The organism is Soonwooa sp. (assembly GCF_030151385.1).
In the GTDB taxonomy this organism is placed as follows: domain Bacteria; phylum Bacteroidota; class Bacteroidia; order Flavobacteriales; family Weeksellaceae; genus Soonwooa.
Window position 1 is genome coordinate 1 of the sequence record NZ_JASLDS010000002.1, and the last position, 15,645, is coordinate 15,645.

Annotated in this window: 16 protein-coding genes and 1 pseudogene; 10 read left to right on the forward strand and 7 right to left on the reverse strand. The window is 34.0% G+C overall.

The features are described from left to right. A pseudogene (locus Q1V95_RS00225) lies at positions 1–372 on the reverse strand (hypothetical protein); the annotation flags it as partial. Between the two features lie 79 nt (positions 373–451). On the opposite strand from Q1V95_RS00225, the gene Q1V95_RS00230 reads away from it, so the two are divergent. The 6 genes from Q1V95_RS00230 (at position 452) to Q1V95_RS00255 (ending at position 3,886) form a co-directional block, all read left to right on the forward strand. Continuing rightward, positions 452–661: a hypothetical protein gene (locus Q1V95_RS00230; protein WP_300668877.1), complete on the forward strand. Its 210-nt coding sequence runs from the start codon at positions 452–454 to the stop codon at positions 659–661. A 132-nt stretch (positions 662–793) separates the two neighbouring features. Then, positions 794–997 carry a hypothetical protein gene (locus tag Q1V95_RS00235; protein WP_300668879.1) on the forward strand — a complete coding sequence of 68 codons (204 nt, stop codon included), beginning with the start codon at positions 794–796 and terminating at the stop codon, positions 995–997. After that, the gene (locus Q1V95_RS00240) at positions 973–1,851 is read left to right on the forward strand and encodes a hypothetical protein (protein WP_300668881.1); all 879 of its coding nucleotides are present in this window, start codon (positions 973–975) and stop codon (positions 1,849–1,851) included. Before Q1V95_RS00235 ends, Q1V95_RS00240 begins: the two co-directional genes overlap by 25 nt. Positions 1,852–1,866: 15 nt before the next feature. Then, positions 1,867–2,178 carry a hypothetical protein gene (locus Q1V95_RS00245; protein WP_300668884.1) on the forward strand — a complete coding sequence of 104 codons (312 nt, stop codon included), beginning with the start codon at positions 1,867–1,869 and terminating at the stop codon, positions 2,176–2,178. Positions 2,179–2,326: 148 nt separating this feature from the next. Further along, the gene (locus Q1V95_RS00250; RefSeq protein WP_300668886.1) at positions 2,327–3,154 is read left to right on the forward strand and encodes a DNA adenine methylase; all 828 of its coding nucleotides are present in this window, start codon (positions 2,327–2,329) and stop codon (positions 3,152–3,154) included. Positions 3,155–3,481: 327 nt separating this feature from the next. Then, complete coding sequence (locus Q1V95_RS00255) at positions 3,482–3,886, forward strand: hypothetical protein (RefSeq protein WP_300668888.1); 405 nt, start codon at positions 3,482–3,484, stop codon at positions 3,884–3,886. A 313-nt stretch (positions 3,887–4,199) separates the two neighbouring features. On the opposite strand, the gene Q1V95_RS00260 is transcribed toward Q1V95_RS00255, so the two are convergent. The 5 genes from Q1V95_RS00260 to Q1V95_RS00280 form a co-directional block, all read right to left on the reverse strand. Continuing rightward, positions 4,200–4,847: a T9SS type A sorting domain-containing protein gene (locus Q1V95_RS00260; protein WP_300668890.1), complete on the reverse strand. Its 648-nt coding sequence runs from the start codon at positions 4,845–4,847 to the stop codon at positions 4,200–4,202. Positions 4,848–4,936: 89 nt separating this feature from the next. Beyond that, positions 4,937–6,061, reverse strand: coding sequence for a radical SAM family heme chaperone HemW (hemW, locus tag Q1V95_RS00265; protein WP_300668893.1), 1,125 nt, complete (start codon positions 6,059–6,061; stop codon positions 4,937–4,939). Positions 6,062–6,114: 53 nt separating this feature from the next. Next, positions 6,115–7,077 (reverse strand): PorP/SprF family type IX secretion system membrane protein, encoded by a 963-nt coding sequence (locus Q1V95_RS00270; RefSeq protein ID WP_366143259.1) that lies wholly within the window; start codon positions 7,075–7,077, stop codon positions 6,115–6,117. Between the two features lie 36 nt (positions 7,078–7,113). Further along, positions 7,114–8,187, reverse strand: a complete 1,074-nt coding sequence (locus tag Q1V95_RS00275) for an RluA family pseudouridine synthase (protein ID WP_300668916.1) — start codon at positions 8,185–8,187, stop codon at positions 7,114–7,116. 68 nt (positions 8,188–8,255) lie between these two features. Next, positions 8,256–9,278 carry a PASTA domain-containing protein gene (locus Q1V95_RS00280; protein ID WP_300668895.1) on the reverse strand — a complete coding sequence of 341 codons (1,023 nt, stop codon included), beginning with the start codon at positions 9,276–9,278 and terminating at the stop codon, positions 8,256–8,258. A 283-nt stretch (positions 9,279–9,561) separates the two neighbouring features. Here Q1V95_RS00280 and Q1V95_RS00285 point away from each other — a divergent pair, with 283 nt between their 5' ends. Both Q1V95_RS00285 and coaD read left to right on the forward strand, forming a co-directional pair. Next, positions 9,562–10,554, forward strand: coding sequence for a D-alanine--D-alanine ligase (locus Q1V95_RS00285; RefSeq protein ID WP_300668897.1), 993 nt, complete (start codon positions 9,562–9,564; stop codon positions 10,552–10,554). 15 nt (positions 10,555–10,569) lie between these two features. Then, positions 10,570–11,031, forward strand: coding sequence for a pantetheine-phosphate adenylyltransferase (gene coaD / locus Q1V95_RS00290; RefSeq protein ID WP_300668900.1), 462 nt, complete (start codon positions 10,570–10,572; stop codon positions 11,029–11,031). Positions 11,032–11,104: 73 nt separating this feature from the next. Here the strand turns inward: coaD and Q1V95_RS00295 are convergent, their stop codons facing one another. Continuing rightward, a complete protein-coding gene (locus Q1V95_RS00295) occupies positions 11,105–12,199 on the reverse strand; it encodes a slipin family protein (protein WP_300668903.1) in 1,095 nt (364 codons plus the stop codon). A gap of 853 nt (positions 12,200–13,052) precedes the next feature. Between Q1V95_RS00295 and Q1V95_RS00300 the strand changes: the two genes are divergently transcribed. Both Q1V95_RS00300 and Q1V95_RS00305 read left to right on the forward strand, forming a co-directional pair. Continuing rightward, positions 13,053–14,096, forward strand: coding sequence for a WYL domain-containing protein (locus tag Q1V95_RS00300; protein WP_300668905.1), 1,044 nt, complete (start codon positions 13,053–13,055; stop codon positions 14,094–14,096). Positions 14,097–14,603: 507 nt separating this feature from the next. Further along, positions 14,604–15,545 carry a hypothetical protein gene (locus Q1V95_RS00305; RefSeq protein ID WP_300668911.1) on the forward strand — a complete coding sequence of 314 codons (942 nt, stop codon included), beginning with the start codon at positions 14,604–14,606 and terminating at the stop codon, positions 15,543–15,545. Positions 15,546–15,645: the final 100 nt, after the last annotated feature.

The following is a 15,645-nucleotide window of genomic DNA, read 5'->3' on the forward strand; positions in this document are numbered from 1 at the left end:
CTTATGTTTGAATTTTGGAATGATATAGTAGTCTTTAACGTCTCTTTCTTCGATTGCAAATGAATTGTTACCAAATCCTCCAACAGCAGTGACAGAAACTAATGGAATAGGCTTTAAATTTCCATAATTGGCCTTGCTTTCATTTATAATGACTGCTTGGTCTTTTTTTAGCATTTCGCCCTGGCCAGTTATTAACCAATTTGGATTTACATCAGGAATTAGCGACAATATATTTTCTATCGCAGTTGAATTCAAAGGCGTTTCTTTGGCTTTTCCTCTAAAACTAGCGGAAGTCATTCCAATTTTTATATAAAATTCTTCTTTCGGAAGCTTCTTATTTTCAATTAATTGTATAATTCTTTCCTTTATCATCGTAAATTAATTTGCGTTTTATTTGCTTTATCGAAAATATATTTTCTATATTTGCTTCATGATTGAAACAAAAAAGACAATGGACAAACCTACAAAAAAAAGACAAAGCTACAATACGGCGGTTGTAAATATATTATCGGAAGAGTTTGGAGTATCAACTCAATTTGTTCGACAATGTATTAGAAAAGAAAAGCACAGTTTGACAGCTGAAACTATCAGAAAAAAATATCATGAGTTAGCTAATCCCTCTATAAAAGCTATTGAAAACTTTAAAAATCAACCAATATGAAAAAGTTAATCCACAATGTTTTCTGCTATACAAAAAGAAAAGTAGTAGATGCGGAAACTAAAAGACCAGAAATAGCCACTTACATCATGTTATTCGGCATTATTATTAAAACAACTTATAAAGCCATATAATATGAATACTAATCAGAATGTGAAAAAGGATTGTCATAACCTCGAAATGGAAATCTCGAAAATGGATGTGGTAGAAGCACCTCAGAAATTGCCTCTGCAACAGCTGAGTGAAATTGGCGATATGATCCAGAATCCACAATATACGCTATCGTCAATGCAAATCAACAATCTGCAAACGCTTTGGCTCAGGCTCAAAACGCAATAAATACGGCTGCCGCTGCTAACGCTGTTACTTCATTCATGCAAACTACTGTTGATGGCAATGTAGTAAGTACAGGAACACTCCAAGTAGGAGACGTGAACGGAGCAAATGCAATGATTAGCGGTGTTACAGATCGACCAAACGGAGAAAGCATTCGTTTTGCCGCTGGTAAGCCTTATTCTCAAAAATACCTATCTCCTTTCCAAGTGTTAGACAATGGCATGATAAGATTCGTCAATCCTCTTACAGGACAAAAAACTTTTGAATTAGGGTTTAACCAAAACACAAGTAAGGTAACGTTCGACATATATAATGATAATGGAATTAAAGTAGCAAGTATAGGCTCACAAGGTATTATGTTTACAGGCTACGTGCCTGAATCTTACACCAAGAGAAAATTCAGAAAATTAAACACGACATCTTTTATAGAGTCGAATATTTTGGCAGAGTTAGTTGCAAGCATTATGCAAAAATATCATACTGGTAATTATCCTCCGACAGGTCCAGCTACTGATACTACACAATTTTTATATGATATTGGATTAAATGTAGATACGGTAGTGTATGAATATTACGAAGGGCGAAATTTCGAAAGCGCAGATAATTCACAGTATGCAGGGTTTTACACATCAGCGAATAAATTTGGTAATCATATAGACGATGGTATATACTTAAAACAATCTATCGTAGGAGGATTTACACAGATGTCAACTAATAGTTATAATGTTAATTATTTTTGTGAAGCTTATCTATTTCAAAATGGTAGAGTTATTTCTACTATTGAAATTTTTAAAACAATTAACATTTCTAATATACCAAGTCGAAGTACACCTTTCCCATCAGAAGATTATGAATAATTAAAATTAGAAATAATGAATTTAGAAATCACCAGCACTTCAATTACAGTGCAAGCAAGAGAAATCGTAAATGATAATACAGTCAATTACGCATGGAATTTTATAGAAGGACAATTGCCACAAGTAATTAATTTCAACGTCCAAAGAGGCGTTTCTGGAGGAGATAATCCTTTCACAGGTAACAATGTAATCTCAGGAGCATATTATCCTGATACTGGCAAGTATGACGTTAATAATAACTATTTCACAGAAGGTGATTTTACTTTGTATCAAAGTATTTTAACGACTTGTAAAGGTATTGTAACTGATGTACAGAATAGAGGATAAAAACATCCTCCGCTTTTAAAAATCTCTGACTACTTTTAAAACGAACCCGCAGGCTACGGAGGACTTATGTCTTCTGGAGCTTGCGGGTTTTGTCGTAAGTGGTCAGAGATGCAAAGGTAATAATAAACAATTTTAAAAACTAATATTTATGAAACAGTACACACAGGCGCCTCTACCATTTCAGGGGCAAAAAAGAAATTTTTTAAAATCTTTTAAAACCGCTTTAAAGGAGTTTTCGCCAACGGCAACTTATGTTGATCTTTTCGGAGGTTCTGGGTTACTCAGTCACACGGTCAAAAACTATTATCCCGATGCAAAAGTCGTTTATAATGATTTCGACAATTATTCGGAGCGTATTGCTAATGTCGGTAAAACAAACGCCTTATTAGCTGATTTGCGTCCGATTTGCGCCAAAAATCCCAATCGAAAAGAAAGATTAAACGATGCTCTTCACGCTGAAATTATCGCCCGAATATCCAAAGAAAAAGGCTTTATCGATTGGGTAACAATTTCATCCAATTTACTTTTCTCAATGAACTATGCAACCAATTTTGAAGCATTTAAAAAGGAAAAATTTTATAATAAAATAAGACTTTCAGATTATAATGCTGATGGATATTTGGATGGTGTAGATAGAATAACAAAGGACTATAGAAACTTATTTGAGGAATATAAGAATCATCCAAATGTGGTTTTTTTAGTTGACCCACCCTACTTGTCTACTGATTGCTCTACATATAGCCGTCCCGATTATTGGAAGCTATCGGACTATCTTAATGTTTTGAAAACTATTGAGGATCAGTCGTATTTCTATTTTACATCAAATAAATCACAAATCATAGAACTCTGCGACTGGATGGAGAATCACTCCTATGCTCGCAATCCATTCGCAGATGCAACGATTAAGACTGTTGGCAATCAATTGACTTATAATGCTAGATATGAAGATATAATGATTTATCGGAATAATGATTAAACGTTGTTTAAACTAAATTTAAAAGCGTCCTATTTGGACGCTTTTTAGGACATTTCGTTTATTAATTTAGGACATTTGGATTTGGCGATTATAAAAGGATATGAAAATGATTGAAAATATAACCCTGTCAAAAAATCTTCAAAAAAAATTTCCATATATTAAATAGAAAAACTGCAGCTAACATAGTATTGGCAAAATGCAGGGTTACATGTATAATAGAACATTTTGTAAAATTTATACGCCGCTGCTTTCATATTGCTTTTTCTTAATTTAGACAATCTGAAAAAGCATAAATTTTATAACCAACTACACTTTTCAAATTCTTGTATGACAAAAAATAGAATATTAAATATTATACGAATTTTAATATTGATTTTTACACTATTTTATACCAAAACAATATATGGTTTATCAAATACTTATCAAGATATGCTTTTTACAACAAAAGACAAAATAGATAAAAATAATGATAAATTTAGCGGATATACCTTTAAGTATGGCGGAAATATCAAAGATATTCAACCATGGAATAGATACAAAATTGGCTATCCTTATTCAGCAATAACAATTGATAATCAAGTGAAGAATAAAATAACACAAGGAAGAATTCAAATTGAATACATCATAATAAATCTTGTATTTGGTGGATTTATAATTTTATTATTCAATATTGTTATAAAAATTTTTACAAGGATAAAAGGTGTAATCGATAATTCGAAAATATTTAAATGAATAAAAAAAACTTGAATATGTAAAAAACTTGTGCTTACATTGTCTTGGCAAAATACGGTTAAAGTATAAGTGAATATTTTGTAATATTAATAGGCCAATACTTTTTCTGGAAGCTAAACTTAAGACATGTTAAAATTTTTATTTGCGTTCTTATTTAACACTAAATTTAGTCCAACAAATTAACAGAACGCTCCTACGGAGTGCAAAATTTAATGCGCAAAAATTCTAATATCAGTATGTTCCTACCGAACGTCAGAAGCTTGAGATTTTAATATTAGACATGCTTGCTTTATATAAAAAACAATGAAGTTTTCTATTTTCTAACAATAAACTTCTTGGTAATTATTTTATCCTTTGATTTTAATTCTAGAAAGTAATTACCATTTTTAAAGCTTGAAACATTGATTTCTGATTTGAACAAACTTGTCAAAACCAATCTTCCCGAAGCATCATAAACATTAGCTTCATCAAATTTAATATCTGTTTTAAAATTTAAAATATCTTTTGCAGGATTTGGAAAAACAGAAACCGACTTGCTACTAAAATCGTTTTCAAAAGTTTTTAACGAAATTGTCCCCGAAAATGGCATCGAAAAATTAAGATTAACACTGTCTTCTAGTTTTTTATAATCGCAAACAACGTCGGTCTGATAAACATTAACTTTCAGATTGTAATTGCTAGGAACCGTAGGAACATCAATATTAAAATCGTGATTGTAATAAGTCATAGCTGCAGCGTCAATTACTTTATAACAAAGTGAAAGCGTAATTTGTGAGCCCGAAACTTCTATTTTATTAGTCAAATATTCGCCAGCGGTCGAACCTGTTACTTTTAGATTTGCTTTTATTTGATGCTCATCAGCTTGTGTTAAACTTAAATCAGAAATACCCAAATATTCTGCATTCTGTGAAAAACTGAGGAAAAAGCAAAACAGAAAATAAAATGTGTAAAGTTTTTTCATAGTTCTATTTTTTATTAAAAGTATAACTTTTTTTTAATTGAAAATAAAACTCTACAATAAAACAATCATTTAATTACGAATTAAACAAACTACACCAAAAACAAATCTGACGCAATACCATCTGCCATAAACCAATGTTGCTCAGGAATTATCAAACGATTACTTTCTATTTTTAAAATACCCTCTTTTATTTTTTGCTGAATAGAACTTTCAAAAACAGAAATTATTTCACTTGAAAAACTACTTTTAAACCTCATCAAATCAACGCCTTTTTGTGTTCGAAGTCCGATCATCAGCATTTCGTTGTAGCGATCATTTTCGTTAAGTTCTTCGCGTTCGATCGGCAATTGATTCTCTAAAAGCGATTTGATGTATTTCGTATTGTTGGCGATGTTCCAACTCCTAAGATTTTTGCCATCATAAGAATGCGCCGATGGACCAATACCAAGATATTCTTTGTATTCCCAATATGAAGAATTGTGTTTAGAATGGAAATTCGGTTTTCCAAAGTTTGAAATTTCATAATGATCAAAAGCATTCGCTTTCAAAAATTCTGACATATAGAAAAAGGCATCATTCTGAAAAGCTTCATCTGGTGATTTTACTTTTTGTTGGCTAATCCAATTGTCCAAAATCGTTTTTGGCTCGATGGTTAAAGCATAAGACGAAACATGTGGCACCTGCAACTCGACGAGTTTTGCGAGATTCTGTTTCCATTGTTCCATTGTTGACGTCGGCGATCCGTAAATTAAATCAACGCTGATGTTTTCTAAGCCAATGTCTTGCGCACGTTTGATGCTCGATTCCGCTTCCGAAGCTGTATGCGCACGATTCATTAATTTGAGATCATCTTCAAAAAAAGATTGCGTCCCGATACTTAAACGATTAACACCAATGTTTTTTATCTCTTTTAAAAATGAAATACTAAGATCATCAGGATTCGCTTCCAAAGTCAATTCAATATCGGAACTAAATTCAAAATAACGATTAGCTTCATCGATAATTTTCCCAATTTCCTTGGCTTCCAAAATAGATGGCGTACCACCTCCAAAATACAAAGACTCGATTTTCTTATTTTGAAGTTCGTGATGTCTTAGCGAAAACTCTTTGGAAATCGCAGACAACATATCTTCTTTAAGCTTTAAAGAAGTTGAAAAATGAAAATTACAATAACTGCATTTCTGCTTACAAAACGGAATATGTATGTATATCATCAACAAAAAAAGCCAACAAATGTGGCTTTATTATATTTAGTTTAAAAGAATTTTTATCTATATCTGTAACCTTGACCATTGATAAAGTTCTCGAATCTAAAGCCAATACTTAGCATAAAACTATTACCAACACTTTGTTGTAATTCAGACATTCCGAAGTTATAAACCGCTCCAAAAGTAAAGTTACCAACGCGACCTTTAATAACTGGCGAGAGTCCTAGGTTTTGACTTCCAACACTACTTTTTGCGCTTCTAAAACTAACACCTCCCGAAAAACTTGAACCTTCTGAAAATACTGTCGCTAAAAGGTTAAGATCCATCATACTTGACGAATTGGTGTTAAGATTCCAAAGTAGAGATGGCGTTAAATATAAGCCATCAGCAAAATGCCAATCGTAACCAGCATTCATAATAATTTTGGTTGGTGAAGGTTCGATACCATTAACGATAGGAATATCATTATTTAACGAAATATCCATCACAGAGACACCTCCCGAGAAACCTTGATATTTAACCGCCATACCCAAATTAGCATAAGCAAGGAAAATATTTTTGTCATATAGAACTGGATCATTTGGATTATCTGGAGTCAATAAAGCTGTATCCAAATTCATATTATAAAAGCTAACGCCAGCACCAAATGAAAATTGATTCATGCGGTTTTCTTCATCACCAAGTGGTATAAAATAAGCTGAACCCACTGTAATCCCATTTGCAGAAATAGGACCATTTTGATCTCTAAAGAAAGAAGCACCAACACCTACTCTATCAAAAACATTGGCATGCATACCAACAGATTGCACGTTTGGAGATTCTCCAAAATTAGAAAACTGCTTTTGGTAATTCAAATTTAAGACTACATCATCGGATTCACCATACAATGCAGGGTTAAACAAGAAGTCACCATCCAACAAATATTGTTGATACATAGGCAAAGTCTCCTGAGCTTTAACCGTATTTGCATTAAATAAAGCTAAAACAAAAGCAGCGCTAAAAATTTTATAAAGTTTTCTCACAAGGCAAATATAAAAAAATATTGTTTTAAATAATTTTTAATTATTTTCTAAGTACTTTCTCCATTTATCTACAGCTTCTTGCATATCACTAGGCATCGGACTTTCGAAGTACATTTCTTTTTTTGTCGTAGGATGAACAAATCCTAACGTATGAGCATGCAAAGCGTGTCTTGGTAAAACCTCAAATACATTATTCACAAATTGCTTATACTTTGGCAAATTAACACCTCGCAAAATGGTATGACCTTCATAACGCTCATCATTAAACAAGGTATGACCTATATGTTTGAAGTGCGCTCTAATCTGGTGCGTACGTCCAGTTTCTAGCTTACATTCTACCCAAGTCATGTGACGAAAACGCTCCAAGACTTTGTAATGTGTCACAGCATGTTTCCCATGACTACCATCTTCGTAGACGGCCATTTGCATTCTATTTTTCTGGTGGCGTCCGATATGTCCGCGAATCGTTCCCTCGTCTTCAGCAACATTTCCCCAAACAAAAGCCCAATAAAGACGTTTTGTTTTTCTATCAAAAAATTGCTTTGCCAAATAGCTTAACGCATATTCTGTTTTTGCAATGACCAAAAGCCCCGAAGTATCTTTGTCAATACGATGTACCAATCCTACTCGATCTAAATCTGAATTAAAATTTGGATCTTTAGCAAAATGGAATGCTAAGGCGTTAACCAAAGTACCGTCCCAATTTCCGAAGCCTGGATGCACCACCATTCCAGCATTTTTGTCAACCACAATTAGATCATCATCTTCATAAACGATATTAATAGGAATATCTTGTGGGATAATAACATTTTCTCGTGGTGGATGCGCAAGAAGCACGCTAATCTCGTCTCCTGGCTTTACACGATAGTTCTGCTTAACAGGATTCCCATTAACCACAACATTACCAGCGCGACAAGTTTGCGAAATTTTGTTACGCGATGAGTTTTGTCGATAGATTAACAAAAACTTATCGACACGCAGGGGTTCTTGTTTCTTGTCTACGGTGATATTAAGATGTTCGTAGAGTCCACTATTCTCATCAGAAAGACCGACTTCATCATTGGACTCTAAAGCTTCGTCAAACTCGTCTTCGAAATTATCCTCTTGCATAGTTATATTTATCAAAATTGGCTTCAACAACGAAGCTGAAGCCATTTTTTATATGTTTAAAATTAAATTTATTCTATGATAACCTTTTTCTTTTCTTTAGGTTTTTCGGTTGCCGCTGGTTTCTTGTCAGAAGAAGTTGCCGCCGGTTTTGTAGATGTTGCAGGCTTTTTCTCTCCTTCAGGTTTTGGCGTTGGTTTCGGCTTTGGTTTTGGTGCTGGAGGTGGAGGAACAGGATCATCAAAACCATCTGTTGTGTCCTCGTATCGAATTGGTGCAGACACTGCCGTATCAATTCTTGGTCGATACATCATATCAAGCTCCCTAACCTTATTAAACATCTCGGCTGGAGTCTTCTTACTTGCCCAAAGGTCAATCTGCATACCTTGGTCTCGAAGTGCACCTGCAGGTGGATCTTGGTAGTACACAATTGCAGACTCGTCGGCTTTACCAGTTTCATAATCTACAATACCTACTTCAAATAAATTTTGAGCAATAATTTTTTTAGCTTCTTGGACGCTACGACCAACCAAATTTGGAATTGTTACATTACGCATTGGTCCAGAACCAATCACCAAATCAACCGAAGAAAACTTAGGTAACAATTCTCCTGGTTTAATAGGATGTCCTTGGTAAATAATTCTAAGAACCGCGTCTCTCTGGATACTTGGTTCAAAAAGTGTATCACCAACTTTAAGACCTACTAGGTTAAGTTGATTAAATGCCAAACCTTTGTAACGATCGATAATATCTGGCACCGAAACTTTTGCCCAAGTTCTTGGATTAACTTTCAAAAGGACAGTTCTTCCGCCTTTAACATGTGAGCCTGGAGAAGGTGAAATCATCAAGACTTGGAAAGGCTTGTATACTGGATTGTATTGCGCACTGTCTACCTCATATTCTAGACCAGAATCGTCTAAAACTTTGATGGCTTGGTGCACCGTCATATTAACTACATTAGGAACAGGAATTTCTTCACCATGCTTGGTGTGATATTCTAACCAACGGAAAGTTGACCACACTAGACCAGCAAATACTGCCATAGCGAGCACAATGTTGACAAGAACTTTCCAGTTGAAAAGAGATTTGAACATAAGCTTTTGTTTTGTTACAAAAATATCTAGCAAATATAGATAATAATTTTTGTATTTTTTTTCTTGTCACTTCATTTTTTGTGCCATTTTGCGATAGGGATAGCAGCGGATATCCTTCTGAAGAAACGGCGAAAGCCTCGGACAGAAGATAGCAGCGAATAGCCCGGCCGCAACTGTGCCAAGGAAAAAGCTAGGAAAAGTTGCGGAATCGCCCAAAAATAAAAAGCAAAGGAGACTGTCCTTGTTGATAAAATTTTTACATTTGTTGCCATATAAATCTGTTATGGAAAAGAAAAACATAGCTGTTGTTATGGGCGGCTATTCTGACGAATATGTGGTGTCTCTGAAAAGTGGACAATTGATCTACGATTCGTTGGACCGCGAAAAATACAATGTTTATAAAATTGTAATTCTAAAGGATTCGTGGTATTTCCTCGATGAAAACGAGCAAAAACACGACATCAACAAAGCCGATTTTTCGGTGACGTTGGACAATGATAAAGTATTAAAATTTGATGCTTGCTTCAATATTATCCACGGAACGCCTGGCGAAAATGGAATTCTACAAGCCTATTGGGATGCTGTTGGACAACGTTATACAGGCTGTAACTTCTACCAAAGTGCCTTGACTTTTAATAAAAAAGATACCTTGGCGGTTTTGTCAAAATATAATATTCCGTCTGCGAAAAGCATCTATCTAAGAAAAGGCGAACACATCGATCAAGACAAAATAGTTGCAGAACTGGGACTTCCGGTTTTTGTAAAACCTAACCAATCTGGAAGCAGCCTCGGAATTTCGAAGGTTAAAGACATTGCAGAACTTGCGAAAGCGATTGAAATCGCTTACAAAGAAGATAACGAAATCCTTATCGAAAGCTTCTTGGACGGCACAGAAGTTTCCGTTGGAGTTTTGGATTATCAAGGAAAAACCATTGTTTTGGGTATTACTGAGATTGTTCCTGATAACGAGTTTTTCGATTATCAAGCTAAATACGAAGGTGCATCGCAAGAGATTACACCTGCCAGAATTGATGAAGAAACGCGCAAAAAAGTGGAAGAAATTTCGATTCGTGCGTACGATTCTCTTGGTATGAGCGGTTTCTCTAGAAGTGAGTATATCATTATGAATGGCGAACCTTATATGTTGGAAATGAATACCAATCCTGGATTTTCGCCTGCGAGTATCTTGCCGCAACAAGCCAAAATCTACGGTATCAGCATCCAAGACCTTTGTGGTAATGAAGTAGAAAAAGCACTTAAAAAGCCTTTACATTAATATAAACTAAAACTAATGAGAATAGCAGTTTTCCCTGGTTCTTTTGACCCAATCACACTTGGACATTACGATATCGTCGAAAGGGCTGCACCATTATTTGACAAAATAATTATTGCCATCGGCAGAAACTCGAAGAAGAATTATATGTTTTCTTTGGAGCAACGTAAAGAGTTTATTCGTAATTCTTTCAAAGATTTTCCGAATGTTGAAGTGGACGATTTCGAAGGTTTGACCGTCGATTACTGTAAAAGTAAAGGCGTTAACTTTATCCTAAGAGGTTTGAGAAATCCTGCCGATTTTGAGTTCGAAAAAGCGATTGCACAGACCAACCGAGCTTTGACAAGAGAGAATGTTGTTGAAACTATTTTCCTACTAACATCTTCTGGAAAATCCTTTATCAGCAGTAGCATCGTAAGAGAAATTATCTCTTTCGGTGGTAACTATGAGATTATGGTTCCAGATGCAGTGAGAGTTTAATTGCTTTTAAATATAAAATATAAACTCCGAACACTTTTAGTGTTCGGAGTTTTTTTATGCAATCCAACAATAATTATTTGGAAAAAATTTCTTTCAATTGCGTTACGATGTTTCCACCACCAGAAACCGAAATTGTATTAATTTTTTCAGAAATTTTCTCGATGTATTCCATTTCTTTTAGTTTCCACAACATTTGATTTTCTCCCATCAATTTGGCAGTGTTTAACAAACTACGTGTTGAGGCAGTCTCTTCGCGACGCATAATTGTATTGGCTTGCGCTTTTTTCTCCGCAACCAAAACTTGATTCATGATATCCTTTATTTCTCCTGGAAGAATAATATCTTTAATACCTGTCGATATTAATTTAACACCAAGTTCGGACGCTTCAGCTTTAACTTCGTCTAAAACTAAAGAAGAAATCTCTATTTTGCTTTCCATCAATTGGTCCAAAGTGAAACCTCCCACAAAATTACGCACTGCCATTTGCAACATTACGTAAAGTTGTTTTTCGAATTCCTTGTTTTCCAACAAAGCCTTTTCGATGTCCTCCACAATGTATTGTGCGATAAAGTTAATACGTAATTGCGCCTTATCTTTAGTCAAAATTTCTTGTCCTAAAATCTCTAAAGTCTTTTGACGAACATCTATTTTCTCCAATGAAATCTGGTAATCATTTTTCCAAAACACGTACAAACCTGGATCTAGAATTTTCTCCATTTTACCGTTTACAAAAAATAATCCACGCTCATGTACATCAACCGACAACACACGAATCAATTGTAAAATTTCTGACTTTTGATATAGATTTTTATTGATAGAAGCGTCGACTTCCAAAACCGAAGTATCATAAATTCGAAATTCTCGATTAATATGAGATTTCCAAAAAATATGACGCCCAGCATGCAATACGCTGACATAGTTTTTGTTTTCGTACATCAATGCCACTTCATTATCTTTAAGCTCGACAACATCCACTAAAGCCGCAAACTTTTCTTCTTTTAATAAATAATCAATGTTTTCAAATTTTGGAAAGTTCTTGCTTAACTCAAAAACATTAGTTTCTTTACCAAATCCAACCCAATATTTACCCTCAATTAACACATCAATTAATCGTTCATTTTTGAACACCAATGCGACTTCATTTAATTTTACGTTTAAATTTTTCATATCTGTTTATTTTTTTTAAATTTTTAAAATCAAAAGCATCTCGTACAAATCCAAAGCTCGCGACGGAAACCCGATGTTGTCATAATCTTTGGTAGATTTTGGATTTCAAAATTTTAAACTTTTTAAAATCGCAAAATACACTTGACTAATCCTCGACCGAGTTTGCAAAGTGCTAAACCAAGTGTCATCTGATATTTTATTCAAAATCATCAAATGACTGACTTGTACAAGATTGCTTTAGGAATAGTTTTTAGAAGCTATTCGGACTTCTAGATAATTGGAACCTAAATCCAGTGCGTCTACCGTTTCGCCATTCCAAAAAATTGGAAGCAGGACTCGAACCTGCAATCAAAGGCTTGCTACTCTAACCAAACTGAGTTATCTTGCATTAACAAGAGCGGGAATCGAACCCGCGACCAACAAGTAATTACTCTGCTAACCACTAAGCTACAAAGGGAGGAATCGAACCTCCGTACGAGTAAAGAAGCAACTTTCCAAAACATCCACCAGTATACTAAGTCCGAAACAAACCCAGCACTACATAGCTATACAGAAACTACCGACAAGGATTTCTGCTTTGTAGAATTGCTATTTCCTTTTGAGAAATATTTTTATTAAGCCTAAAGCTTTTCAATGATCTATATATCTGTCGTTATTGACTTTACAAATATCAGAACACAAGTACGCAGCCAAAATACGCACTACAACAAACAAAACTCAAGACATATTAAAACACTGATTATCAATTGTAAAAATTTACAAAAACATAAAATAACACGAAAACCACTTCAAAGTGCGTAGATAGGATACGCAGTAATAATAAAATAATCTATCTTTAACAAAAGAAAAAAACATGGCTGCTAACAAATTGGCTCTACTTCGCTATAAATGCATTGACGAATGTTTGCAAAATCCTTATCGAAAATGGACTTTAGAAGATCTTATTGAAAAAGTTTCGGAGGCGCTTTACGAATACGAAGGTATCACAACAGGCATTTCTAAAAGAACCATACAAGGCGACATCCAAACCATGAGAAGTGATAAGCTAGGATATAATGCGCCCATTATTGTGACTAAAAATAAGTTTTACAGTTACGAAGATACCAATTATAGTATTACCAATTCTCCCATTAACGACCAAGATCTTGGCAAAATGAAAGAAGTTGTATCAATACTAAAACATCTTTCTGGTTTTGATCATTTTAATGAAATGAATGAAATTGTGACAAAACTTGAGAGCAAGTATGACCAAAGTATTTCCAAAAATGAAAGCTATGTTCAATTTGAAGAGAATAAACTTCTAAAAGGTTTAAATTTTCTCAACCTACTCTACCAAAGCATTAGCAAACAAAAACCAGTCTTTATCGAATATAAATCATTCAAAGCGCGTGAAGCTACCCAAAAAATATACTTTCCCTACTTATTAAAAGAACACAGGAATCGTTGGTTTTTGATATGTAAAGCAAAAGGCACAAATCATTTGGCGACACTTGCGCTGGACAGAATCATTAGCCTAAACGAAATAAGCGGCATTGATTATGAAGCTTACCAAGGCATTAACTTCGAACGTTATTACGAAGATACAATTGGTGTCACAAAAAGCGAAAAAGACCGTGCTTATAAAGTTACATTTTGGGTTAACAAAGAAAACCTGCCTTACATCTTAACAAAACCTTTGCACAAAAGCCAAGTCCTTTTAAAAGAGGAAGCAGATGGTGCTATATTAAGAATTGATGTTGTCTTGAATTTTGAGCTTGAGCGTGAATTACTAGGATTTGGAGAAAACATTAAAATCCTTGGTCCAAAAATACTACTGCGCAACATCAAACGCCGCGTTCAAAAAATGAGCTCTTATTATTTTGAATCACCACAAGATACTGAAAACAAAAATTTCTAAAAACAAAAAAAATAAGGTCGCTCTTACGAGACGACCTCCAAAACAATTCTCTAAAGAAAACACTACTTTCTAAAACCTCGGGGATCTACAATCTCTTTTTCAACTTTAGAATATTATAGACATCCTACACTTTACAGCATATCATTGATCAAATGCTCTGACTCCACTTCCCAATATTAAACTGATAACTTAGATTCTTTATGAAAAAATAGTATTGAGAAAATGCGAGCTTGTGCTTTCATAATTTAGAGAGTATACGACTTTTAGTTTAGCATTGTAAAATTAACACTTCTCCCAACTAAAAATCACTTACAAAAGCTATAAAACGATTTTTGTAAACATATTGTATATACAAAAATTACACATCACATAACTGATTGTCATTATATTAGCAAATAAAATATTACAACAAAATATACATCTAGTTTACACAAAGTACACATGTAACCGAATAAAAAAGAGTTACAAGCTTAATGTAAAAACTGTTAATAAGCTAAGCTTGACAATATGAAAAGCAAACAATACTATAATCTTTTTTTGATAGTATCCTTACTATTTGTAAGCATTAAATCTTTTGGACAAGCAAAGGTTGATGATGAGATAATTTTAAAAACCAGAGTATTAATTGTTGATGAAAAATTTGATGAAGCAGAAAAAATATTGAATCAATCATTAAAAAATGTTGGAAATAATGCATCTCTTCAAATTCGCATTTACAACAATTATGTCATGCTCTATGTTGTCAATAATGATTTTGACAAAGCACTCCATTATGCTAACCTCATAAAAGCTTCAGCTTCAAAAACTGGAGACAAATTGGACGACGCCTATTCTAACTTTTGTTTTGCCAGAATCTACTTGATGAACAATTTGTATGACCAAACCATTCTATACGCCAACAAAGCCCTAAAAGACTTAGAAAATAAACCTGAAGAAAATTTTTTAAAATCCGATATCTACCGCATTATCGCAACTTGCTATGCAAGACAAGGTGAGTACACTGACGAGTACAAGAACTATGTTTTGAAACAGTTATACTACATAGAAAAAACAAATTCTGTATTTGACATTTATGTGACCTACACAGACCTAACTGTAATGTATACTGCTAATTATGAAAAAACAAAACAACAAGAGGATCTTGAGAAAGCTTCTTACTATGCCGAAAAATCACTAGATCTTGTTAAAACTCACAAACTTCCCTTTTATTCTGCACAAGCCATTGTAAGTGCATATAACAATTTTGCTTCTTTTATTAATCAGTATCCTTATAAAAACCTAAGCAGAGAAAAACGTCGTGAAATTGCAAAGTCGTTCATCGATAAAGCTATTGCGATTTCGGAAAAGGCTAACATTAAGAATCTCCAGATGTTCTGCTATGCAACCCATGCCGAGATTTGCGATGACAATGCAAAGTTCGGTGTAATTGACCACCTAGATTCGGTTTAAAGTGACCATGTAAGTTCGGTTTAAATTGATCACCTCTTTTTTGTAGTAAAAACGACTGTTTTTCATGTGCTAATTTGTATTCAAATATAATTAATTTTCG

Excerpts from the sequence above, each read along its gene's own strand:
- Q1V95_RS00230 (WP_300668877.1), top strand. The coding sequence starts at position 452 with ATGGACAAACCTACAAAAAAAAGACAAAGCTACAATACGGCGGTTGTA.
- Q1V95_RS00235 (WP_300668879.1), top strand. The coding sequence starts at position 794 with ATGAATACTAATCAGAATGTGAAAAAGGATTGTCATAACCTCGAAATG.
- Q1V95_RS00245 (WP_300668884.1), top strand. The coding sequence starts at position 1,867 with ATGAATTTAGAAATCACCAGCACTTCAATTACAGTGCAAGCAAGAGAA.
- Q1V95_RS00250 (WP_300668886.1), top strand. The coding sequence starts at position 2,327 with ATGAAACAGTACACACAGGCGCCTCTACCATTTCAGGGGCAAAAAAGA.
- Q1V95_RS00255 (WP_300668888.1), top strand. The coding sequence starts at position 3,482 with ATGACAAAAAATAGAATATTAAATATTATACGAATTTTAATATTGATT.
- Q1V95_RS00260 (WP_300668890.1), bottom strand. The coding sequence starts at position 4,847 with ATGAAAAAACTTTACACATTTTATTTTCTGTTTTGCTTTTTCCTCAGT.
- hemW (WP_300668893.1), bottom strand. The coding sequence starts at position 6,061 with ATGATATACATACATATTCCGTTTTGTAAGCAGAAATGCAGTTATTGT.
- Q1V95_RS00275 (WP_300668916.1), bottom strand. The coding sequence starts at position 8,187 with ATGCAAGAGGATAATTTCGAAGACGAGTTTGACGAAGCTTTAGAGTCC.
- Q1V95_RS00280 (WP_300668895.1), bottom strand. The coding sequence starts at position 9,278 with ATGTTCAAATCTCTTTTCAACTGGAAAGTTCTTGTCAACATTGTGCTC.
- Q1V95_RS00285 (WP_300668897.1), top strand. The coding sequence starts at position 9,562 with ATGGAAAAGAAAAACATAGCTGTTGTTATGGGCGGCTATTCTGACGAA.
- coaD (WP_300668900.1), top strand. The coding sequence starts at position 10,570 with ATGAGAATAGCAGTTTTCCCTGGTTCTTTTGACCCAATCACACTTGGA.
- Q1V95_RS00295 (WP_300668903.1), bottom strand. The coding sequence starts at position 12,199 with ATGAAAAATTTAAACGTAAAATTAAATGAAGTCGCATTGGTGTTCAAA.
- Q1V95_RS00300 (WP_300668905.1), top strand. The coding sequence starts at position 13,053 with ATGGCTGCTAACAAATTGGCTCTACTTCGCTATAAATGCATTGACGAA.
- Q1V95_RS00305 (WP_300668911.1), top strand. The coding sequence starts at position 14,604 with ATGAAAAGCAAACAATACTATAATCTTTTTTTGATAGTATCCTTACTA.